19 protein-coding genes are annotated in these 22,937 nt (G+C 68.7%); 11 read left to right on the forward strand and 8 right to left on the reverse strand.

Annotated elements, in window-relative coordinates:
• Positions 1-57: 57 nt before the first annotated feature.
• On the reverse strand, positions 58-1,482 hold the full coding sequence (locus F4554_RS24730; protein ID WP_337796189.1) for a serine hydrolase domain-containing protein: 1,425 nt from the start codon (positions 1,480-1,482) through the stop codon (positions 58-60).
• A 285-nt stretch (positions 1,483-1,767) separates the two neighbouring features.
• Between F4554_RS24730 and F4554_RS24735 the strand changes: the two genes are divergently transcribed.
• Positions 1,768-2,880, forward strand: a complete 1,113-nt coding sequence (locus F4554_RS24735; RefSeq protein WP_179789791.1) for a hypothetical protein — start codon at positions 1,768-1,770, stop codon at positions 2,878-2,880.
• A 10-nt stretch (positions 2,881-2,890) separates the two neighbouring features.
• Here the strand turns inward: F4554_RS24735 and F4554_RS24740 are convergent, their stop codons facing one another.
• The 4 genes from F4554_RS24740 to F4554_RS24755 form a co-directional block, all read right to left on the reverse strand.
• Positions 2,891-4,330, reverse strand: coding sequence for a CoA transferase (locus F4554_RS24740; protein WP_179789792.1), 1,440 nt, complete (start codon positions 4,328-4,330; stop codon positions 2,891-2,893).
• Between the two features lie 158 nt (positions 4,331-4,488).
• Positions 4,489-5,622, reverse strand: coding sequence for an FAD-dependent oxidoreductase (locus F4554_RS24745; RefSeq protein WP_179789793.1), 1,134 nt, complete (start codon positions 5,620-5,622; stop codon positions 4,489-4,491).
• A gap of 1 nt (position 5,623) precedes the next feature.
• Positions 5,624-5,842, reverse strand: coding sequence for a helix-turn-helix domain-containing protein (locus tag F4554_RS24750; RefSeq protein ID WP_179789794.1), 219 nt, complete (start codon positions 5,840-5,842; stop codon positions 5,624-5,626).
• Positions 5,842-6,342 carry a DUF2975 domain-containing protein gene (locus F4554_RS24755; RefSeq protein ID WP_179789795.1) on the reverse strand — a complete coding sequence of 167 codons (501 nt, stop codon included), beginning with the start codon at positions 6,340-6,342 and terminating at the stop codon, positions 5,842-5,844. Before F4554_RS24755 ends, F4554_RS24750 begins: the two co-directional genes overlap by 1 nt.
• A gap of 121 nt (positions 6,343-6,463) precedes the next feature.
• On the opposite strand from F4554_RS24755, the gene F4554_RS24760 reads away from it, so the two are divergent.
• Complete coding sequence (locus F4554_RS24760; protein ID WP_179789796.1) at positions 6,464-7,591, forward strand: nucleotidyltransferase domain-containing protein; 1,128 nt, start codon at positions 6,464-6,466, stop codon at positions 7,589-7,591.
• 187 nt (positions 7,592-7,778) lie between these two features.
• On the opposite strand, the gene F4554_RS24765 is transcribed toward F4554_RS24760, so the two are convergent.
• Positions 7,779-8,330: a dihydrofolate reductase family protein gene (locus tag F4554_RS24765; RefSeq protein ID WP_179789797.1), complete on the reverse strand. Its 552-nt coding sequence runs from the start codon at positions 8,328-8,330 to the stop codon at positions 7,779-7,781.
• Between the two features lie 130 nt (positions 8,331-8,460).
• Between F4554_RS24765 and F4554_RS24770 the strand changes: the two genes are divergently transcribed.
• Positions 8,461-9,126 (forward strand): ribonuclease FAU-1 family protein, encoded by a 666-nt coding sequence (locus tag F4554_RS24770; RefSeq protein WP_179789798.1) that lies wholly within the window; start codon positions 8,461-8,463, stop codon positions 9,124-9,126.
• Positions 9,123-9,938 carry a maleylpyruvate isomerase family mycothiol-dependent enzyme gene (locus tag F4554_RS24775; protein ID WP_179789799.1) on the forward strand — a complete coding sequence of 272 codons (816 nt, stop codon included), beginning with the start codon at positions 9,123-9,125 and terminating at the stop codon, positions 9,936-9,938. Before F4554_RS24770 ends, F4554_RS24775 begins: the two co-directional genes overlap by 4 nt.
• Here F4554_RS24775 and F4554_RS24780 read toward each other — a convergent pair.
• Complete coding sequence (locus F4554_RS24780; protein ID WP_179789800.1) at positions 9,928-10,824, reverse strand: sulfotransferase; 897 nt, start codon at positions 10,822-10,824, stop codon at positions 9,928-9,930. The genes F4554_RS24775 and F4554_RS24780 overlap by 11 nt on opposite strands.
• A 232-nt stretch (positions 10,825-11,056) precedes the next feature.
• Positions 11,057-12,067: a sugar-binding transcriptional regulator gene (locus F4554_RS24785; protein WP_179789801.1), complete on the reverse strand. Its 1,011-nt coding sequence runs from the start codon at positions 12,065-12,067 to the stop codon at positions 11,057-11,059.
• A gap of 52 nt (positions 12,068-12,119) precedes the next feature.
• Between F4554_RS24785 and F4554_RS24790 the strand changes: the two genes are divergently transcribed.
• The 7 genes from F4554_RS24790 (at position 12,120) to F4554_RS24820 (ending at position 22,937) form a co-directional block, all read left to right on the forward strand.
• Complete coding sequence (locus F4554_RS24790) at positions 12,120-13,472, forward strand: MFS transporter (protein ID WP_179789802.1); 1,353 nt, start codon at positions 12,120-12,122, stop codon at positions 13,470-13,472.
• Positions 13,472-14,920: a sulfatase family protein gene (locus F4554_RS24795; protein ID WP_179789803.1), complete on the forward strand. Its 1,449-nt coding sequence runs from the start codon at positions 13,472-13,474 to the stop codon at positions 14,918-14,920. The genes F4554_RS24790 and F4554_RS24795 overlap by 1 nt, the downstream gene beginning before the upstream one ends.
• 317 nt (positions 14,921-15,237) lie before the next feature.
• Positions 15,238-17,055 (forward strand): ATP-binding cassette domain-containing protein, encoded by a 1,818-nt coding sequence (locus F4554_RS24800; protein WP_337796190.1) that lies wholly within the window; start codon positions 15,238-15,240, stop codon positions 17,053-17,055.
• Positions 17,055-18,854: an ABC transporter ATP-binding protein gene (locus tag F4554_RS24805; protein WP_179789805.1), complete on the forward strand. Its 1,800-nt coding sequence runs from the start codon at positions 17,055-17,057 to the stop codon at positions 18,852-18,854. Before F4554_RS24800 ends, F4554_RS24805 begins: the two co-directional genes overlap by 1 nt.
• A gap of 552 nt (positions 18,855-19,406) precedes the next feature.
• Positions 19,407-20,219 (forward strand): SDR family oxidoreductase, encoded by an 813-nt coding sequence (locus tag F4554_RS24810; protein WP_202889451.1) that lies wholly within the window; start codon positions 19,407-19,409, stop codon positions 20,217-20,219.
• Positions 20,216-21,331 carry a LacI family DNA-binding transcriptional regulator gene (locus F4554_RS24815; RefSeq protein ID WP_179789806.1) on the forward strand — a complete coding sequence of 372 codons (1,116 nt, stop codon included), beginning with the start codon at positions 20,216-20,218 and terminating at the stop codon, positions 21,329-21,331. The genes F4554_RS24810 and F4554_RS24815 overlap by 4 nt, the downstream gene beginning before the upstream one ends.
• Positions 21,324-22,937: an FAD-dependent oxidoreductase gene (locus F4554_RS24820; protein WP_179789807.1), complete on the forward strand. Its 1,614-nt coding sequence runs from the start codon at positions 21,324-21,326 to the stop codon at positions 22,935-22,937. The genes F4554_RS24815 and F4554_RS24820 overlap by 8 nt, the downstream gene beginning before the upstream one ends.

Raw genomic sequence — 22,937 nt, forward strand, 5'->3', positions numbered from 1 at the left:
CCACTCTGAGAGCAGCCGCAAAGATCCCGGAGAATCAAACTTCCGGCAGTTGGGTCACTACCTCACGCCGTGACGACGGGGTGCACGCATCGATCGCAACGAGCCGCCGTGCAGCGGGACGGTCCGCCACCGCGCGGTGAACGTCCGATCCGCGAGCGAGCACGTCACCGCCAGCCGGTGCGGCGTCTCCAGGAACACCACGTCGAACGCCAACGTGTCCTGGTCCGCCCACCCACCACTGAAGGCCGTGGGTACGGCCGAAGCCGCAGCCGCGTCCCCACCCGAATCGACCGACCAGCCCGAGGAACCCTGCCCGTCCAGTCGGAGTTCGAGCCGCTCGCCATCGTCGGTCAGGGAAATGGCCCAGCCGCCGTCCTCGGCCGCCGTGACCGCCACGCCGGTCAGAGTCGACTGATCGGCGCACATACCACCGGCCGGAGTGAACTCCGCGCCGGACCAGGCCGCGGAGTCAGCGAGCGGAGCCGCTTCACCAGGAGCCGTCGGGAGCGCCAGGCGGGACAGTCGTTCCGCCAGCGCCGCGTCGTCGTCCTCTCGACCGTCGATCGGCGCCGACCCGAACGCCGGCAGAAGGTTGTTCCACATCGCGTCCAGAAGCGCCTGCATCTCCACGGTCGCGGCCGTCATCGCGATCACCGCGTCGTGACCGGGCAGCACCACGCAGAACTGGCCGTACGCCCCGTCACCGCGATAGCCGTGCCGGGACATCCAGAACTGGAACCCGTACCCCTGTTGCCAGTCGGAGCTCGCCCCTTCCGGGGTGCCGTCCGCGTTCGAAACGTGCGAACGCGTCGCCTCCGCGACCCATGCGGCGGGCAGCAACTGCTTGCCCTCCCAGCTCCCCTCCTGCAGGTAGAGCAGGCCCAGCCGCGCGATCGCGTCGGTGGTCACGTGCAGCCCAGAGAAGCCGAGGTCACGACCAGCCGGTCGCTGGTGCCACGCGACCTCGCCGATACCCAGCGGCTCGAACAGCCGTGGCCGCAGGTAGTCGGTCAGCGACTGTCCGGTCACCTTCTGGACGATGCTGCCGAGCGTGTACGTCGCGGGCTGGTTGTAGGCGAAGACCGTGCCGGGGTCGCGATCCGGCGGGAGCAGGAGGAATCCGCGGACGATCTCGTCCGGGTCCAGTTCGATGGCCCGCTGGAACGTCTCCTCGTCATGGCCGGAAGCCATGGCCGCGACGTGGCGTACGAGCATCGAACGGCTTCGAGGTGAGGTGATGTCGGCCTCGAACTCCGGGAAGTAGGAGATCACCGGATCGTCGAGGCGTACGAGCCCCTCGGCAACCGCGAAGCCGGCCGCCGTGGACGTGAAGCTCTTGCTCAACGAATACAGCAGATGAAGCCGGTCGGGTGCGTACGGAGCCCACCAGCCCGAAGCGACGAGCTGGCCGTGCCGAATGATCATCAGGCTGTGCGGCTCGATCTCCGGCGCCTGCTCCAGCGCGTCCAGGAACGCGTGCACACCACGCGCGTCGACACCTTGCGAAGCGGGAGGCCCTTCGGGCAAGTGAGTGCTCAGCGGAACATCCTCGTCGTCTCGGCGAGCTGCGCTCGGGTTCAGGTGCACGGTGAAAGCCTTGTCATCCTTCCCGACCCCCAGCCGACTGTCCAGAAGAGCGGCCCGTCGCTACCAATCCCGGCCATCGAAAATTCGTTCGACGCAGATTGTTGATCAGGGCCGTTCGCACGCTCATCGTGTGAGGAGATGCCGGCGTGCACTCGCGCGGGTCAGGGTCCGGGGGGTGCCATGGGACAGGTTCGGTTCCGACAGTTCGACGTCGTACCGCGGCCCAAGGCGCGTTCGATCCGTGCGGACGACATCATCCTCCGGGCCGAAGAGCTCCTGGAGGTGTCGCTGGCGGCGACCATCCGGAGCAACGCCCTTGCCGTTCCCTACGGCGGGCACAAGCTGATGCGTCTGGTGACCCGCGAGCTGGCGCTCGTGCTGACGCTCTTCAGCCGCGACCACGTGGGCGAACCTCTCACCAGACACGCGGCCTTCGCCGACAGCTCGTCCCACATCCGCCGGTTCACGACGGAGGTCGTCGCGCTGGGTGCCCTGGCCGCGGCCGTCGAGAAGGTCCACGGACCGGCGCGAGGCATCGCCCATCTCGACGCGCTCCCCGCAGACCTGCAGCACATCTACGCCGGCGGCGGGAGGCGTGTCCGGCCGGAGTTCCGGTTCGCTCTTCCCGCGCAGGTGGTGGCGGGTGAGTGTCACGGACGGGACGCCCGCGAACCGCAGAAGGCCCTCACCGCAGCACTTCAGCGCAGGCGTCTGGGCGAACTCCTCGCCTGGTCTCGTTCGCAGCGAACCGACCAGCTCTGCATGGCATGGACGTGGGTCCAGCCCGCGTCCACGACGGTCGACCTCTTCAGCTTCCCGTCACCTGCTTCGGCGCCGTCATCGTCACGTCGGATGGCCGAACTGCGACGGGCGCTGTCCGCCCATCCTGCCGAGCTCTTCGAAGGGTCGCCGAGCCTGTCGAAGGAGGTCGCCGTACGCGCGGGCGAGGCAGGCCTTCGAGGGATCCTGCTGGAACGCTTCACCACCGAGGTCGAACGGCAGTACCTCGAAACCGCTCCCGGCCTGGTGCCGGGGCTCGGCGAACCCTGGCGCGGAGAGTGGGTCGACGTACCGTCTCCGTACGGCGACGCGTTGGCGGCACGCATGCTGTTCGCCGTCAGCAGTGCCGGAAGCCGCAACTGGCGTACGGACGAAACACGGCCGAGGATGGCACGCGCCGCCGCGGTGGATGCCCTCGACATCGACGCCGGCGGACGGACGCTGGTCGCCATCGACTGGCAGCCGAGGAACCCGCAGGACGCCGGCGAACGAATCCGGGAGGTCCTGGGCTAGATCGAGTCCCTCAAGCCGCCATCGACTGCCACGACGCCGGGTCCGAGCCGTACGGCACGAGCCGGTCGGTGGTCGGCAGGGTCAGGTTGGTGAACGTGAGCGGCGGAGCCAGCAAGGTCACCGCGCCGTACGCGGTGTCGATGTCCACCGTCTCCGCCGGGTAGGAGTCGCTTTCGGGGATGTCACCCTGGGCGGCGACGTCGAGCAGGCCGAGGTCCTGGACCCACATGACGCTGCGGGTCAGGGAAAGCTTCACCTGGTACGAGCCACCTTCGACGGCACGCCGCAGCAGCGCCGCCATCATCCCGGCGGCCGCGAGGTATCCGGTGATCAGATCGGCCACGTAGAAGACCGGGGAGAACTTCGGGGGACCACCTCGGCCTTCCTCCAAGGCGAACCCGGACGCCACCTGCCCGTTCTGGTCGAACCCGGGCCGGTCCTTCCACGGACCGGAGTGTCCGTACGCGTCGGCTGACATGTAGACAATGCCGCGTTCGCTGGTCTCCGCGAGCGCTTCGGGCAGCAGTCCGAACCGCTCGTTCACCGCGGGGCGGTACGTGGATGCGAAGACGTCGGCGGTGGCCGCTAGTCGCCGCATGGTCCCCATGTCCTTTTCGTACCGCAGGTCGAGGAAGGCGTCGTACTTCCCCGCGTCCACACCGAGGTGCTGGGCGAGGTTGTCGGCAAACCACGGCGAGCTGATGTGCAGCACCTCGGCTCCGTACTCGGCGAGCGTACGGGCGCTGCGTGGGCCGGCGAGCACGTGCGTGAAGTCGAGCACCCGAACGCCGTCCAGCGGCGAGCGACCCTGGCCCCGGAACGGAACCGGGTCGCCGTCAGCGATCTTGACGATCTCAATCGGCGGCACCGCGGCGAGTGCCCTGCCCTGGGGATGGGCGCGCCATTCCTCACGGGTGAACGCACGGGCGGCCGGCAGTCCGGCGTACGTCAACGCCTCCTCGAGATCCTCGGCGTTCCACTTCGCAACCTCGCGGGCGAAGGAGTCCTTGTTGTTGCCGCAGTCGAAGAAGTTGAGGTATCCGTTGAGCAGTTTCTGGTACGGCGGGCCGGCCTCGAGCATCACGTAGCCGCCGTCGTTGGTCGCGAAGACACCGTTGACCTGAACGAACTCGGCCCCGACGTTGCTGGAGTAGCCGGACTGCTCCACGAAGTGGGTCGGATGCAGGTGGTGCAAGCCGTGCAGGACGTCCATGGAGATGTCGGTGGGCGATCCGCCGCGGGCCTCCCAGATCGCGACGCCCGCGGCACCGATGAGCAGGTGCGCGGTGCAGGACGCCTCAGCGAGGCGGTGCGGTGAGCGGATGACCGGATCGGACCCGAAGATGGTCGCGTCTCCGGTGAACCGCGCGGCCAGCCCCAGCTGGTCGATGAGGTTCTCCAGAGGCCCCAGCTCGCCGCGTCCCAGACTGCTCGCGTCCATTCCCGTCATGACCGACGCTCCTTGCTCGTACGCCAGGAAGGGTTGCCTCCCACAGCCGGCTGCCTCCTTCGAGCCTTACTCTCGAAGTCGCCGGGAGCGAACGGGCACAAGGCAGGACCTGCTCGTGATGAGTCCCCGCAATCGTCTCGGTCGCCGCGCTCATACCGTCATGCGCCGATTTGTCCGGCGGGAAAGGACCTGTCGCCGAAGAGGATCCGCCGCGCCGCCGCCTGCCCAGGAGGCGTACGCAGCAACCCGAACGCCGTCGCTGCGAGGGCAGGCGTACGAACCTTGTCCAGTCCCCACCGCATCGCCAGCCTCCCGCGAAACCGGGCACGCAGCGCGGCTCCGTCGAAGTGCGCCAGCGTGTCCGGCCGCCCGGTTCGCAGGGACTCGTCGAGGACCGCGGCCGCGAGCTCCGACAGTCGCAGGCACGGGTCGAGACCGCCGGCGGTGAGCGGGGAGACCGCGCCGGCGGCGTCCCCCACGAGCAGCCCGTTCGCGCAGCTGATCCGGCGTAGCAGACCACCGACCGGGATGGGCCCTCCCCGCCGTTCGATCGCGTCAGGACCGTCGGGACGCTCGACGCCATCCAGTCCGGGTGCCGAGGAGGCGAACCGCTCGAGCGCCCGGCGAAGCCCTTCGGGGAAGCGGTTGGCGTACCCAGCCGTACCGACGTGGGCATGCCGGCCGTCGTTCACGACCCATGCCAGGTAGCCGGGAGCGAGCGAAGGATCGAGCACGCAGTGGAAGGTCGGTGGCTCCTCCCCGCGCGGAATCTCGTACACCTCCTCGGCCCCGATCAGCAGGTGACGGTTGCGGTCCAGGCCGAGGTCGCGGGCAACGCTCGACCTCGCACCGTCGGCCCCCACGACGAACCGCGTCCGCACTTCCGCCGGGCCTTCCTTTCCAACCAGGGTGTAGGTCTGCCCTTGCCGACCTGCATAGCGCGTGCCCAGCAGGATGCGTACGCCCGCACCGGATGCCGCATCGGCCGCCTTCACGTAGATGGGGGCCATGTCGCCGACCCGGTACTCGTCCCGCTCGCTTGTCAACGCCACCGGCCCGCGAAGCCCAGGTGGGTAGAGCACCACCCGCCGGATAGGCGGCCCCAGACACTCCGCGGGCAAGGGGAAATCGTCGAGAGTTCTGCGTACGAAGATTCCGGTCGTACGAATCGCACCCGCGAGGCTTGGCCGCCTGTCCGCGAGCAGCACCTCATGTCCCTGCTGGGCGAGCAAAGTGGCGGTCCGAAGTCCTGCCAGCCCCGCTCCCACAACCAGCACGTCAACGGAGTCCATATCAGTCCACTTCGCCGTTGTTCTCCCACCGCAGCAGGTCTCCCGGCTGGCACTCGAGCACCTCGCAGAGGGCTTCGAGGGTGGTGAAACGCACCGCTTTGGCCCGGCCGTTCTTGAGCACCGCCAGGTTGGCAGGAGTGATACCGACCCGATCCGCGAGTTCGCCCACTGACATCTTCCGCCTGGCCAGCATCACGTCGATGTCGACGACGATCGGCATCAGATCACCTCGTCCAACTCCGACCGCAGCTGCGTCGCCTCGACGTCGCGGGCAACGGCCTGGGCGAGCAGCATCCGGAGTACGACCACGACGAGCGCGACCCCCAGGGCCGCCACCGCGGCCCCGCAGATCAGCAGGACCATGCCCGGCGGAACGGCCTCCCCCGGTGCCAGAACGGCCGCGAGTGCGAACAGCAGAACGGCCGCCGCCACGACCGCGCCGGTCACGACATGGACGTACCGCGAGGCGCCGTGCGAGAACACCGTCCCTCGTCCCACCATCCTCACCAGCTGCCACACGCAGGCCAGGACCACCTCGACCGCCAGGAATCCCAGGACGAGGATCACCACCACGGAGGTGCGCTGGTACGCGGCGAGCTCGGCGTCCGGCTCCCCCAGATCACCCGCCAGCAGCGGCACCATCACCGTCTGCACGAACACCGAGCCGGCGAACAGCGCCACGAGCACAGCCCGCAACGCAAGCACCGTCAGCTTTCCCATCGAGCCCTCCCCATCGAACGTCGATGAGAATCTATCGTTTTTCGATAGGTGCGGCAACTGGTTCGGGTTGTACTCCTAAGCTGTCGTGATCTTCGGTCCCGACAGAGGGGAGCTGGTACCGGTGAACGACGACGCTTCCATCAGCCGGCGCATGGCCGAGGTCGCCCGCAACCTGGTGGCAAAGCTTCCCGACGACGACGTGCGAGCCGCGGTCGTGTTCGGCTCGGTAGCGTGGGGCGACGCCAACGAGGCCAGTGACATCGACCTCATGCTGTGCCTGGACAGGCCGGTGGACTACCGCGTGGTGACCCGGGTTCGGGTGGCCGATCTCCTGGGCCGCACCTTCCCGGAACTGCCGACGTCGCCGGTGTTCGCCGACGTCGACCGGATCTCTGCCGAGTACTTCGAGAACGCCGTCAACGACGGCAACTGGCACGGCCGGGTCGCCCACTCGCTGGTCCTCACCGACACCGACGGCTGGTTCGCCGATCTGCGCGCCCGAGTCACCGCCACCTTCCACGACCCGGACGTGTGCGCGCGGCGAGCCGGACCCTGGTACGACGCGAGCCTCGCCCACTCCGACGGTGCACACCACGCGCGCGCCGACGACGACCTCACCCTGGCGACGTTGCATGCACGCCTGGCACTGGAGAACGTCGCAGTGGCCCTCATCGAAACCTGCGCGCTGCGTACCTCCCCCACTCACTTCCTGGCCAGTGCCCGGCACGCGTTGGAGACGACAGGACTCGGACACCTCTACGAATCACTGCGACGAGGACTCGGCCTCGACGTCGACCTCGAGTCCGCGGCGTACGGAGCGGAGGCTTTCGGCATGCTGGCCGAAGCGTTGCGGGGATGGATGGCCGACCCGGAACTCGTACGTCAACTGGGTCCGGAGGACGTGGCTTGGGCGGTGTTCACTTACGCCGACGAGACGTACGAGGAGATCGCCCACAAGGTGGCGGCCCTGCGCGGCACCGGTCGTGCCGCCGACCTGGCGTCCTACCTCGACGGGCTGTTGAAGGTGTCCATTCGGCTGAACGTGGGCAAGGCCCTGAATCTCCGGCTGAACGACTCGTCCGAGACGCCGAAGGTCGCGGAGTTCCATCAGACCCTTCGCGCCGAGCACGCGTTGTTCGATTACTGGTGCCGCGGACTGCGGCTGCCCGCGAACCGGGCAGAGATCACTGACGCATTGGAAACGGCCGCCCAACTCCGCGACAGCATCGCTTCGCGGCTGGTGACGTGAGCCGTCAACGGCAGCCCCTCCCCCCGGACAGCCATCCACGACGTCTCTCCACCGGCGGTCATCGGACCCCGACATGGGCAGAAGCCCTTACCCACAACGACTTTGCCCCCACAACATGCTGTTCGTCGGCAACCGGCTCAGGGGGTCGTGGACTGGACGCTGGCGGGCTGCGGCCGCCGGTTGCCGATCAGGTCGAACGCGGGTGTGCCGCGAAGACGTGTGCGACGGCTCCGCCGCTGAAGACGGTGGTGCTGTCCGGCTCGATGGTGAGCGGTGCGCGGAAGATCCGCTCGCCCGCCCCGAGGACCACCGGGTGGACGAGAAGGCGGTATTCGTCGATCAATCCCGTCGCAACCAGCGACCGCGCGAACCGTGCCCCACCGTGCGCGAGCAGATATCCCCCGGGGCGCTCCAGCTTGAGCCGCGTGATGGCTTCGCCCAGATCTCCAGCGGAGATCGTCGTCTCGCCCCAGTCGGCGGACGTGAGCGACTCGGAGAGCACGACCTTCGGGATCTCGTTCATCGGCTTGGAGAAGGGACCGGAGTCACTGGGCCAGTGGGCGGCCATCACCGCGTACGTGGTGGCACCCATGAGGTGCGCGCCGGCGTTGCTCACGGTCTCGACAGTCCACTCGAGGGCGTCATCGGAGCCTCCCGCAGCGAGCCAGTCGGAGCTCCCGTCATCGGGTGCCACGTAGCCGTCGAGTGAGACAGACATCTTCAGGACCAGTGCGGCCATGCGCTGCTTCCTTCCCGGGATGGGTGACACGAGGTGCTCGTGTCGATGACGTAGACCCGGACGCGGCCAGGAAGTCATCGCGGTGCGGGTACCGGGTTCGATCGCTACCGTATCGCCGTAGAGTCCGGCCATGGCCGATGACCAACTGGAGAAGGTGTTCGTCCGGAAGTGCAAGCGGCCGGTAGGTAGCGGCGTATCCGGTGCCTACGTGCTCGGCCGAGATGCCGATGGTCTCTGGCTGCACACCCCGGCCGGCTCGGTCTTTCGCGGCGAGGACGGCCACAATGTCGACTTCTGTGAAGCGGGCATGGGTTCTGATGGCTTGGGCAGGGCCTCGGTTTCACTCATCCCCGAAGCCGGGTGGTGGATCGCCACCTGGTACGGCCCGCACGCGACCTTTCCGATCGCAGTCGACATCTGCTCTCCCCCGACATTCCACGGGTCGGAGTGGACCTACGTCGATCTCGAGCTGGATCCCTACGTGACCAGGGACGGCGATGTCGGCACCGAGGACTGGGACGAGTTCCTGGATGCGTGCAAGTCCGGCCTGATCCCTCCCGACGAGGAGGCGATGGCAAGGTCCGCGACGACCCAGCTCGATGTTTGGCTGAAAGCACGAACCGAGCCGTTCGGCGTGAAGGGGTTCAGAATGCTGGAGACGGCGCAGGCCATGGCGCTACCGCCGCTGGTCGACCTCGACGACGTACTGATCTTCCCCGACAGGTCACCGATGAGTTCGACCGGCACGCCGAGTCGTAGCCAGCACAACGAACCCACGGAGAGGGCAACCCAATGACCGAGCTGAACGCGGAACACGCCCGGCGAGCGATCGTCGAACACACCCGACGGCTCGCGGAATCAGCCGCCGCGGCCGGACCTGACGCAGCCGTGCCGACAACCCCGAAGTGGATTATCACAGACCTGGTGGAGCACGTGGGCCAGACCCAGAACTGGGTCGCGGAGATCATCGAGCGGCGCATCACCGACCCCACCCAGCTGCCCACGGAGATGGCCGTACTCCCCACCGACCACCGCGAGTGGCAGGCGTGGCTGTCGGAGTCGGCGCGGCGGGTCGCGAGCGCGTGCTCCGACGACGCGCTGGACGCGCCGGTGTTCAACGCCGCGGGGGACGAACGGACCGGGACACGGTTCTGGATGTCCAGCGTCCTCAACGAGACGGTCGTCCACGGCTTCGACGCGGCCAACGCGGCGGGCCGACCGGCCGACGTCGACGACGCCATTGACGCCGACATCTTCGCCGCGCTCATCAGCAACCACCTCGCGATGCTCACCTCCCCCACGTGGGAGATGCTGCGGTCGGAGTCCGCCCACGCCATCAGGGGCACCGGGCAGACTCTGCAGTGGCTGGCCACCGACGTCGCGGACGACGCGGGCGCTTGGTTCGTCGAACGGCGGCCTGACGGGGCGACGTGGCAGCCCGGAACCCAGCAGGCCGATGTGACGGTGACCGGCCCGGCGCGATCGCTGCTGCTGACCTTGACCCGACGAGTCCCTCTCACCGGCCGCGAAGCCACCAACATCAGCGTCGACGGCGACACCGACCTCGCCCGGCACTGGCTCGACAACACCGCCCACGTCAGCGGCTGACTGGCTTTGACCAGCGCCAGTCATCGGGCACCGGGTGGCCGAGGAGACGTTCAAAGAGCTGCAGGTCGTCGGCAAGGCGTTCGGTGAGTCTGTCGTGGAGTTCGCGTGGAATCGCGGAGTCGTCGGGACGCGCCCGCCTGGTCGTCAGAAGACGAGCCATCCCGCTGCGCCGATCCGGCCGCCATCGCGGACGGAGCTTGACCTGCTGTCGAGGGAGCCAGCCCAGGCCGTGCAGTCGCGGGACGGGCTTGTCGATCGAACGATGGTCTCGGCGTTGCTTGTCCAGGTCGACTGCGGCCGGGTCGACGCCCAGGTGGTCGAACACCGCACACAGCGCCTCACGTGGCCGATCGCGGAGCACCTCGCTCGCGACCACGAGAATCTGACCGCGGTCGAAGTGGTCGAGGAACGCCGCGAGCTGGAACCCGTACATGCTCGGTTTGAGGTACCGGTCGTCGAGCAGAGCCACGTCCGCGCGGCGTCGCTCCCGGCCGGCCGACACCTGGTGCATGTACATCGACCGCATACGAGCGATGGGATCGCGTACGACATACACCAGACGTGCATCGGGAACGAGCTTCGCCATTCGCTCGGCTACGCCGTGGTAGACGTGGGCCCAGGTGTAGGAAGGTGAACACTCACCGACGGCTGCGGCCGTACCGGCGCCCTCGAAGAGGGATTCGTACCAGCCAACGCCCCGGTGCCAGTTCTCCTCGGTAACGAAGAAGTGCGGCTCGTCGAACGCACCGCCGCGCACGACGAAGACGTCCGGGTGCTCGTCGAGGTAGTTGCGCAGACTCGACGTCCCCGCCTTCATCGCCCCGATAACCACGAAGTTCGGCAGGGTCATCGCGTCGCCACCCACAATCGATGTCTGCTGGGTCACCGAACGAGAAGTCTGGCAAGTCGGGTCGGAGACCACCAGTCGATTTCAGGCCCGCCGGCTTGGCGGCAATCGCCGCCGCCGATGATGGCAGCCGCGGGTTCGGCATGTGTGCGAGGTCGTCGTCGCTGAGGCCTTTGGTTGTTTACGCCCGGGACAGCGCATCCGGCTTGTGGACCGCCTTACCGCCTTGTCGCTGGCAGCGCTCCCGCCGCAAGCTCAGGTTGCGCGCGGCCTACGCGTCGGCGAGCAACGCGACCGCGAGGTCCGCATCGCAGACCAGGGTGTGCACCAGCCCTGCGCGTACGGCGGCTCGGGTTGCGTCAGCCCGATGCGCGCCGTGGCTGGACACCAACAGCCGGGGTACGCCGGCGAGGGTGCGGGCATCGATCCCCACCACCCGCTCGTCGAGCGGCGTGTGGAGGAAGCGCCCGTCGGCGTCGAACAACCGGCCGGAGACCTCGCCGCAAACCCCTGCCTCGGCGAGCGCCTCCGCCTCCGCCGGTGAGAGCAGGTCGTAGACAGCGGAGCGGGATGGTTGCCAGGAGCCGACGGACAGCACCGCCACATCCAGGCCGCGGGCAGCGTCGAGGACAGCCGCAATCTCGGGTTGACGGCGCAGTCCATCGGCGGTCTGGCTGTCCGGAACCACGAGTGGGGAGTAGATCGCCTCGGCGGTGACTCCGGCAGCGGCCGCCACCTGCCTGGCAACCTCGACCGAGCCCGGCATACCCGCCGGTGGGTACACGGCACCACCGAGCTGGAGCACCTGGCAACGCGGCAACGGAGAGAGCCGGTGCAGCCGCTCGGCCATCACCGTGATGGCGGCGCTCCACGTGATCCCCAGTACGTCGTTCTCGGCCACCTCGGCCACCAGTTGGTCGGCCATTGCGGCCCCGACGTGTTCGAGGGCCGAGTGCGGGTCGGCTCCAGCTGTCCCCACGACAACTGCCCGCCGTACGCCGAGCAGCTCCTGGAGCGCGGCCGAGATCTCCCGGTCGACCCGCCCGGCGGCGCCGACCTCGATGCGCACCAGTCCCTGACGGCGGGCTTCCTGCAGCAATCGAGCGACCCGGAAGCGACTGAGCCCGAAGGCGTCGGCGAGGGCCACCTTCGACAGGTCTTCCAGGTAGTAGCCGCGAGCCAGCGCCAGCCGGAGGCCCTCCCCGTCCTCGCGCACCAGCGCCGCGCGGTCTTCCGAAGGCGAACCGGCTTCGGGGGCTTGACCCGAGGGGCCGTCTGTCATAGGCATGACCCTAACAGATGAGCGATCCACGCGCTCATATGAGCGGAGGCGTATGACCGACCGAAACCCCGCACCCGTGGACAGCCGCAGCACCGGATCCGAACACGTGGATCGCGGCCTGCCGGTCCGACGGGCGATGATCGCAGCGGCGTCCGGGTCGTTCCTGGAGTGGTACGACTTCTATCTCTTCGGCATCGCCGCGGGGCTCGTCTTTCCCCAGCTGTTCTTTCCGGGACAGTCGGAGACGGCCGGCCTGCTTAACTCCTTCGGCACGTTCGCCGCGGGGTTCGTGATGCGCCCGGTCGGCGCGGTGGTGTTCGGACACTGGGGCGATCGCATCGGCCGGCGGCGGATGCTGCTGTTCACCGTGCTGCTGATGGGCCTCGGCACGTTCGTGATCGGACTGCTGCCCACGTACGACACTCTGGGTGCGGTCGCGCCGCTGCTGTTGGTGCTGGTGCGGTTGGTCCAGGGCATCGGTATCGGCGGCGAGTTCGGCGGTGGAGCTCTGGTCGCGCTGGAGAACGCGCCCCGCGGCCGGCGCGGTGCGATGGGCAGCGTCCACCAGATGGGCACACCGCTCGGGCTGCTGGTCGCCACCGGGGTCTTCGCGCTGATCCAACTGCTGTCGGAGTCGCAGGTCGAAGGCTGGGCCTGGCGAGTGCCGTTCCTGCTCAGCGGACTGTTCGTGCTGATCGCTGCCTACATTCGGCGTTCACTGCCGGAGACGCGTGCCTTCCAGGCCGACCGCGAGCCAGTACGCCGGCTGCCGATCGCCGGCCTGCTCCGCGACCACCCGCGCAACGTCCTGCTGGCAACAGGCGCCCGCCTCGCCGACGCGGTCACCTTCAACGTCATCAACGTCTTCGGAATCGCCTTCGCCAGCACGCAACTCGGCGTCGGCAAGGGCATCATGCTCACCGGGTTCGTGATCGCCGCCGCGGTGGAGATCGTGGTCATCCCTGTGGTGGGCATCATCTCCGACCGGGTGGGCAGGCGGCCGGTGTATCTGTTCGGGACGCTGATGTGCGTCGTGGTGGCGTTCGCCTACTTCCCGCTGCTGGCCACCGGCAACACGTTGGTGGTCTGGCTGACGATCGTGGTGGCACTCGCGATCGGCACCGGAAGCATGTTCGCCATCCAGGGCACGTACTTCGCCGAGATGTTCAGCACGTCGACCCGATACACCGGGCTCGGTGTCGCGTACCAGGTGTCGGCGCTCGTAGCGGGTGCTCCGACCCCGGCGATCGCCACCGCGCTGGCGAGTGCCTGGTCTCAGTCGTGGTGGCCGGTCGCGATCTACATGGCCGTCGTGTGCGTGGTCAGCGCGGTCTGCGTTCTGTTGTCGGCCGAGGCCCGCGACGTCGATCTGACACGTGAAGAAACGACAGTGGGGAGTGCGTGATGGCGGACGAGGCGACGGGTCGGCGACCCAACGTGGTGATGATCGTCACCGACCAACAACGACACGACACGATCGGAGCTCTGGGACACTCTCACGTCGACACTCCCGTACTCGACCGGTTGGTGCGAGAGGGAGTCGCCTTCACCCGCACCTACGTCAGCGCACCCTCGTGCTCACCGTCGCGTGCCAGCCTCTTCACCGGGGTCTACCCGCACTCCCTCGGCGTGCTGCGCAACGAGGAGGTGTGGAGGCACTCGTGGGTCGAGACGCTCGCCGGTGCCGGCTACCACTGCGTCAACGTGGGCAAGATGCACACCAACCCGTGGGAAACCCCGCTCGGCTTCCACGAGCGCACGGTCGTCGAGAACAAGGACCGCGACCACCCGAACGTGCCGTTCTTCCATGACCAGTGGGACAAGGCGTTGTGGTCGCACGGCGTGGAGAAGCCGACCCGGACGGTACGACGGCGCGACGCCGGCTATCGCGAGGCCCTCGGCGCCTTCGAGTGGGCCGAGGACGAGGCGCTGCACTCCGACGTGTTCGTGGGCGCTCACGCACGCTGGTGGCTCGACACCTACCCGGGCGACGAACCCTTCTTCCTGCAGGTGGGTTTCCCCGGCCCGCACCCTCCCTACGATCCGGTGCCGCGCCACCTCGACGCCTACCGCGACCGCGACGTGCCGAAGCCGGTGCGTACGGACGCAGACCTGGCCAACCAGCCCGACGCCCTGAAGCAACTGCGTTCGGAACACATGGCAACCGACCACGACTCCGTGGTGCACCTGGCGGAGCCGACCGACGAGCAGTCACGGCGGCAGCGGCGGCACTACTACGCCAACGTGACGATGATCGACGAGCAGATCGGGTTGATCCTGGAGGCGCTGGAGCGACGCGGCGTACTGCAGAACACCGTGGTGATGGTGACCTCCGACCACGGTGACTGCCTGGGCGATCACGGCCACAGCCAGAAGTGGACCATGTACGAGCCCAGCGTCCACGTGCCTGCCGTCGTGTGGGGGCCCGGCTGCGGGATCTCCGGCGGACGCCGTCTCGACGGGCTGACGGCGATGATGGACCTCGGCCCGACCGTGCTCGAACTGGCCGACATCACCCCGCCGCCGTGGATGGAGGCGGTGTCGCTGCTGCCGGCCCTGCGCGGCGAGGCCTACGACGGTCGGGAGTACGTGTTCTCCGAGCACGCCCGCGACATGATCCTGCAGGGCACCGAGCTGATGACGATGGTCTTCGACGGCCGGTGGAAACTCGTCGAGTTCCTCGACTCCGAGCAGGGGCAACTCTTCGACCTGGCCGAGGACCCGAACGAACTCGTCGACCTGTGGGCATCGGCCGACCACGCCGACATCCGCCGAAGGCTCCTGACCGTCGTCGCACGATGGCGCGCCCGAAGCGCTCTCGCCACCGCCGACCTGAACCGCGAGCACCGCTGAACCTGGGGTTTCAGCTCGCCGGCCCGCACCACCTGGCAGGTCGCCACCTCGGCACGACCGCCGCTCGGCATCCGGTCCTTAGAACACGCTCACGGGATCCCTCTCGATGACGGCGAACTCGAATCACCAATGTGACGTGCATCACAAAAGTCGGGCGCAGCATTCCGCAGGCGTGCTGCAATCGGAGGCCGTTGCGCGCGCACGGGTTTCGCTGTTCGTTCCCGGCTTTCCCGAAGGCTTCGTGAGGAGTGTTCCGCGGTATGCCTGTGCCCTTTTCTGCCTGGCGTTCTGTTCGGTGTGCGGCACGGAATCGGTACGTGCTGCACGTGCGGCTGTGGTGGCACGCGGCTCCCGGCCTGGCCGTCGCGTGCGTCGTGCTCGCGGTGGTGCAGGCGGGTGCGATCACCGTGGCGATGGTCGCGTCCGGCCACCTGATCGCGTCGACCGGCGCGGCGATGCGAGCCGGGGTGGACTCGGCCGCGGCGCTGCAGTCGTGGCGGTGGCTGGCGGTCACCGTCGCCGCGTTCGTGACGGCCCCGGTCGCGGCGGCGGTTTCGCGCGGGGTGGAGGAGGTGGCCTCGGCGCGGTATCTGGCCGCGTACTACGACCTCGTCGTCGACACCGGAGTACATCCGCACGCGGTGACCCACCTGGAGGATCCTGCGAACGCGCAGCAGCTCGTGTCGGCGGTGGAGGCCTCGCGCGACTGGCTGTTCCTGCGTGGGATCGGCGGCACGTGGGTTGCGTTGTCGAACAAGCTGAACGGCGTCGGCGCGCTGGTCGTCGTCTCGACGTGGCGGTGGTGGGTCGGGCCGTTCCTGGTGGTCGGCTGGCTGCTGTTGTCGCGTGCGGTGGCGCACTGGCGGAGCGTGGTCTTCGACGACATGATCGGCGAGACCGGCCTGGGACGCCGGCGCGCGTCCTATCTGCAAGGGCTCCTGGTCGAACGCGCCGCGGCGAAGGAGGTCCGGCTGTACGGCCTCGGCGGATGGCTGGTGGGCGGGTTCGTGAACGCCTGGCAGGAGACCATGGCGATCGTCTCCCGGCGACGGCTTCGTGGAGTGAGCGGCACGCTGCCGGCGTTGGCCGTGCTGCTGGTCCTGAACGCGGCGGCGTTCGCGGTCCTGGCGGCCGACGCCGCGGCCGATCGAGTGTCCACGGGTGTGCTGGTCACGGTGGTACAGGGAATCCTCGGCCTGGCAGCGTTCGGGCGGCAGGACGACGGCGAGACCTCGCTCGGGCGAACCGCCTCGTGTGTGGCCGCGCTCGCGGCTTTCCGTACGGCACTGGGGTTGTCGTTCCTGCCCACGCCCGCGCAAGCAACGCTTGACACGGCGCCGATCAGCGCCGCGGCAGGCAAGGTGGAGTTGCGCGAGGTCACGTTCGGCTATCCCGGTGGGGATCGGCCCGTCGTCGAGCACCTGAACCTGACGATTCCGGCCGGGCAGGCGGTGGCCCTGGTGGGTGTCAACGGTGTCGGGAAGTCCACGATCGTCAAACTGCTGTGCGGGCTGTGGCCTCCACAGGCCGGTGAGGTACGCATCGACGGGCTGGACCCGGCCGTCGACGTCGCGGCGCGTCGTCGGGTGTCGGTCATCTTCCAGGAGTTCGTACGTTTCGGGCTGACGGCGCGGGCGAACGTCGAGGCCGGCGCGGGCTGGCAACCAGTCGAGGAGCTGGACCGGATCGCCGTCGATGCGGGAGCGGACCACATCGTCGCCGGCCTCGAGTCCGGATGGGAGACCGTCCTGTCGGCGGAGTTCACCGGTGGTACGGACCTGTCCGGTGGGCAGTGGCAGCGGATCGCGTTGGCCAGGGCGCTGGCCGCGGTGCGCGCCGGCGCGGGCGTACTCGTCCTGGACGAGCCGACCGCCGCGCTGGACGTGCGGGCAGAGGTGGCGCTGTTCGAATCCCTGCTGCGGTTGCGGGAGGGCCTGACGACGATCCTGATCAGCCACCGGCTGTCCAGCGTCCGGCACGCCGACCGGATCGTGGTGCTCGGACCCACCGGCGGCGGTGGCGCGCGGGTGATCGAGGACGGCACTCACGAGGAGCTTGTCGCTGCCGGGGGCGAGTACGCCCGGCTGTTCACGCTGCAGGCATCCCGGTTCGCGGCCGCGGGGGGTGCCGCCTGATGGGCGTTCTCACTGGTGTCCGGAATCTCTCGCGTGCGTTGCGGTTGCTGGTCAGCACCTCGGTTCGGGTGGCACCGTGGCAGGCGCTACTGTGCCTGGGCGAGACCGGCGGGGTGATCCTCGGGCTGCTGCAGCCGCTGTACCTGGCGTGGTTCGTCGCCGGCGCGGCCGGCCACGACACACAGCAGATGGCCCTGGCCGCCGGCGCCTTCGTGGCACAGATCGGCCTCGGCCGGGCGCTGGTCTGGCTGGGGATGAACGCCCGGTTCGGTCAACTGGAGCGGGTGGGGTACGAGTTCGACGCACGGATCGCCGAGCTCACCTCCTCCGTTCCCACGATCGATCATCTCCACGACCCGCACTACCTCGACCAGCTGCAGATCATGCGGGAGGAGCGTGGATCGCTCGGCCTGGCTCTCAACACCCTGCTCAACAACCTCAACGGGTTGGCAGGCGTGGTCGGCGTCGTCGCGCTGGCCGCCACGGCCGATCCCCGGATGCTGCTGGTCGCGGTCGCCGGGGTGCCGGGCGTCCTGGCCGGGCCACTCCTCGCCCGCTGGCAGGGTCGGGCCGAAGCCGCCGGCGCGGAACCCGGTCGGCTCGCGGCACACCTGTTGCAGGTCGGGACCTCGCCGGCCGGTGGCGGTGAGGTCCGCGTCTTCGGGCTGGCCGACCCGCTCCGCGGTCGGCTCGCCGCCGCCGCGCACGCCTGGTGGAAACCGAAGGTGGGTCTGGCGGTCCGCGAGTCCGTGGTGAACGTGGCGGTGCAGGTGATCTTCTTCGGCGTAGCCGGCGCGGTCCTCGCCTGGCTGGTCCGCGACGCCGTCGCCGGAGCGGTCACCGTCGCAGCGCTCACCCTTGCCCTGCTGCTGATCGGCCGGCTGCAGGGCGTCAGCGGCACCCTGCGCGACATCATCCACAACGTCGCCGCGATGAGCCGTACCGCCGGGCGATTCCTCTGGCTCGTCGACGAGACCGCACGCATCCGGGCCGCCCAGCACGGCACCGGCACACCGCCGGACGTGCCTGCACACGGGCTCGTCCTGGACCGGGTCGGCTACCGCTATCCGGGGCACGACACGCCTGCGCTCGAAGAGGTGTCGCTCGTTCTCCCGGCAGGTGGCGTCGTCGCACTCGTGGGCGAGAACGGCGCCGGGAAGTCCACCTTGGTCAACCTGATCTCCGGCATGCTCCGGCCGACCACCGGCACCATCGGAATCGACGGCCACGACCTGGCCGGCATCGACCCCGTTGCCTGGCGGTCACGGCTGGCCGGCGCGTTCCAGGACCATGCACGGTTGGAGTTCACGCTGGGCCGTAGCGTCGGGATCGGGGACCTGGCGAAGCGCGACGACGAGGCCGCGATCCGGCGGGCGCTCCACGAAGGTGCGGCGGAGGCCGTGCTCACGTCCGTACCGCACGGTCTGCAGACCCAGCTCGGCGTCACCTGGCCGGACGGAGTCGACCTCTCCGGCGGCCAGTGGCAGCGCCTGGCCATCGCCCGCGGCATGATGCGCCTCATGCCGTTGGTGCGCGTACTCGACGAGCCCACCGCGGCTCTGGACGCCGCCACCGAACACGAACTGTTCGACCAGTACACCCGGGCCGCCAGGTCCGGACGAGACACCGGGACGATCACCATCCTGGTGACGCACCGCTTCTCCACGGTCGCCGCGGCCGACCAGGTCGTCGTACTCGACCACGGACGTGTCGTCGAACAGGGAACGCACGCCGAACTGATCAACCGCGGTGGCCACTACAGCGACCTCTACGAACTGCAGGCCCGCGGTTACCGGTGAGGCTCGGTCACGCGATGGAAAATCGAAGCACGTGTCCGGGTCGGGTCTTCCCGCAGCGTGTAGTGCCCTTTGTGGCGGGCGAGGTAGAGCCTGATCCGATCAGGGTCCTCGGCCTCCCTGGTCGGCTTCTTGATGTTGCGGCGCCATAGCTGGTTCATGCCCTGGAGTACGTCGTCCTCGGTCCGGCCGGCCAGTGGCAACTCGCAGGTGAAGTGCGGCTGCCCAGCGCCGAAGCCATCCTGGCGGGCTCTGCGGAAGCCCGCCGGCGTCCTGGATCACCCTCACGGTCAGACTCAGCCCGGCCTCCACTCCTCCGTGATGCCCTCATTGCTCTGCGTTCGGCTGTTCGGCATCCCTTCAGTCAACGGAGCGAGGTGTTGCCGGTACGTATCCCGTTTTCGACACGCCGCGACATGCGGCCGAGGTCGGCGAGGACCCGGAGCGTGTTGGCCACGTCCGGCCAACGGCCGGAGTTGACAATCCGTCGGGCATAAAGGGAACGTAGGAAGAGTTCGATCTAATTCGTATTAGACAACAAGGATAGTGATCGTTGTGACGAGCGGGACGACGTCGACTCCAGCGGGCGACCGGGACCAGAACGCGCCGTGGCGAGCGTTTCGGACCGAGGAGTTCGCCGGTCGGGTGGTCCTGGTCACCGGGGCCGCCAGCGGGATGGGACGAGAAACGGCACGAGCTTTTGCCGCCGCTCGGGCGACCCTTGTACTGGCCGACATCGACCATGCTGCGGTTCAGGAACTAGCTGAGGAGATTCCCGGTTCGCTCGCCGTCCCGGTCGACATCGGCGACCCCGCCTCGGTGGAGTCGCTGTTCGCGAAGATCGACAGCTCACTCGGGCGCATCGACCACGTTGCGCACTGTGCCGCGGTGATCGCGGCCACCCGCTTCCTGGACGCCGATCCCGCGCACTGGCGGCGACTGCTCGACATCAACCTCGTCGGCTCGTTCGTCGTCGTGCAGCAAGCCCTCCGGCGCATGCTTCCCGCGGGCGGTGGCACTCTCGTAGTCGTCGCCTCCGACGCCGGCTTCCGTGGTGGCGGCGGGCTGATCGCCGATGCGCCGTACGCGGCGAGCAAGGCAGGCGTGCTCTCCCTGGTCAAGTCGGTGGCCCGCGAGTTCGGCGGCCGTGGCGTACGGATCAACGCACTGGCTCCCGGGCCGTCGGACACGCCCCTGCACAGCGGCATCTCCGACGAGCTCAAGGAGCGGATCGCCTCCGGGCTTCCGATAGGACGGATGGGCCGACCCGCCGACATGGCGGCGGCGATCCTGTTCCTTAGTTCAAGTGCCGCGAGCTTCGTCTACGGCGCGACGCTGGACGTCGACGGTGGGGCGATGCTGCGATGACGAGCCGCCAGCCGCGGCCCCGGCAACGCGACATCGCCAAGATGGCCGGGGTGTCCCAGGCTACGGTTTCCCTTGTACTCAACGGGAAACCCGGCGCGGTCGGCCTCGCGGCCGAGACCGTCAGCCGGGTCCATGAGGCTGCGCGGGAGCTCGGTTACGTCGCCGACCCGATCGCCATGCGGCTGGCAGGCAGGCAGAACTTCCTGCTAGGCGTGCACACCTTCAGCGCGGCCTTCCCCGTCGACATCGAGAACTCCTACTATCCCTTCCTCGCGGGAGTGGAACAACAGGCCGCCACACGGGGATACGACCTCGTCCTGTTCACCGGCGCAGCGCCCAGCGGCGACCATCCGGCGCGCGCCGACGCGGTCCACCGGCTTCGCCTCGCCGACGGCTGCATCCTCTTCGGGCGGACGGTCCCGGTCGCCGAGATCGCCAGACTGCTCGACGACGACTATCCACTGGTCTACATCGGACGCCGCGACGAGCTCGGCGCCCGGCTGCCTTTCGTCGGTGCGGACTACACCGACGCGTCCAGGCAGGTCGTCGAGCACCTCGCCGGTCTCGGGCACGAGCGGATTCTCTACGTCCGCGAGCCGGATGACGCGCTCGCGTCCGACGACCGCGAGAAGGGTGTCAAGCTCGGGTTGGCGAACGCCGGCCTGACCGAGCGTGCGCCAACAGTCGTGCGTAGCGAAGGAAGCGACCTCACCCCGGCGTGGGTTCGGCGGCAGGTCGAGACAGGTGTCACCGCGTTCGTCGCCGAGACTACGGACGTGAGCGCCGCGGCGCGGGCACTCACCCGCGCCATCGCCGGCGCGGGACTGCGCTACCCCTCGGACGTCTCACTTGCCCTGCTCGGCGAGTACGTCGTACCGCCCGTGGACGAACCGGTCTTCACAGGGTTCGCCGTACCCCGTCGTGAGATGGGACGGGCCGCGGCCGACCTGCTCATCGACCTGCTCATCGGAGCGAGCGTCCCGCCGGTGCGCAGGCAGGCCCTGATGGACTGCGAGTTCGTCCCCGGCGAGACCGCCGGCCCTCCACCTGCCACCCACGCCGGAATCCAGACCAGAACCAAAACCAAAGCCAGAAGAGGACAGGATGCCTGAACTGAGCTCGGACGTGCTCGTCGTCGGCGGCGGCCTGGGCGGTGTGGCTGCCGCGCTCGCGGCCTGCCGCGCCGGACGACGGGTCGTCATCACCGAGGAGACCGACTGGATCGGCGGGCAACTGACCAGCCAGGCCGTTCCACCGGACGAGAATCCCTGGATCGAGCAGTTCGGGACGACCGCGATGTACCGCGAGCTACGTGAGGGCATCCGGGCCTACTACCGCCGGCACTACCCGCTCCGCGCCCGCGCTGCCGCGGATCCCCGGCTGAATCCCGGCGCCGGGCGGGTCAGCAAACTGTGCCACGAACCCCGGGTCGCGCTCGCGGTCCTGGAGGCGATGCTCGCGCCGCACCGCGCCGCCGGTCGCCTCACGGTGTTGCTGGAGACCGTGCCGGTGGCTGCCGAAACCGACGGCGATCACGTACGCGCGGTCGAACTACTGGACCGGCGTACGGGCCGGCACATCACCGCGTCCGCGCCGTACGTCATCGATGCCACCGAGTGCGGCGACCTGCTGACGCTGACGAAGACGGAGTACGTCACCGGCGCAGAGTCACGAGACGAGTACGACGAACCGCACGCACCGGCCGTAGCCGCGCCGGGAAACCAGCAGGGCTTCACGTTCTGCTTCGCGGTCGATCACCGTGCCGGTGAGGACCACACCATCGATCGGCCGGAGACGTACTCCTTCTGGCGCGAGTATCGGCCCGATTTCTGGCCCGGCCCACTGCTCGGACTGCTGGCACCGCACCCGCGGACGCTCGAGCCGGTCCCCCGCACCTTCGTGCCCAACCCGGACGAGGATCCGCTGGACGTCACCGCCGACCAGAGCAAGGACGGCGGCGACCTGGACCTGTGGCTGTTCCGGCGCATCCTCGCCCGCGGACTGCACGAGCCGGGCAGCTTCGACTCCGACATCACCCTGGTCAACTGGCCCATGAACGACTACTGGCTGGGCAACGTGGTGGACGTCGACGAGGAGACCGTCAACGCCAGCCTGACAGCTGCTCGACAGCTCAGCTTCTCCTTGTTGTACTGGTTGCAGACCGAGGCGCCGCGGCCGGACGGCGGGAACGGCTGGCCGGGGCTGCGGCTGCGCGGTGACGTCACGGGATCAGCCGACGGGCTGGCGAAGGCGCCGTACATCCGGGAGTCCCGGCGCATCCGTGCTGTCACCACCGTCACCGAGAACGACGTGTCACTCGACGTGCTCGGCCCCTACGGCCGGGTCTCCCACGCGGACTCGGTCGGCATCGGCAGCTACCACCTCGACCTGCACCCGAGCACCGGCGGGGACACCTACATCGACCTGGAGAGCGTGCCGTTCGAGATTCCACTCGGAGCGATGATTCCGAGGAGAGTACGCAACCTGTTGCCGGCAGCGAAGAACCTCGGCACCACCCACATCAGCAACGGCTCGTTCCGGCTGCACCCGGTGGAGTGGAACATCGGCGAGGTCGCCGGCCGGTTGGCGGCGCACTGCCTCGACACCGGAACCGAACCCCAGCAGGTGCAAGGCGAGGAGTCCCGCTTCGCGGAGTTCGCCCGGGTCCTGGACCGAGCCGGAGTCGAGCGCCGCTGGCCTGACGTGAGGGGGTACTGA

The sequence above is a fragment of the Actinopolymorpha rutila genome (assembly GCF_013407855.1).
In the GTDB taxonomy this organism is placed as follows: domain Bacteria; phylum Actinomycetota; class Actinomycetes; order Propionibacteriales; family Actinopolymorphaceae; genus Actinopolymorpha; species Actinopolymorpha rutila.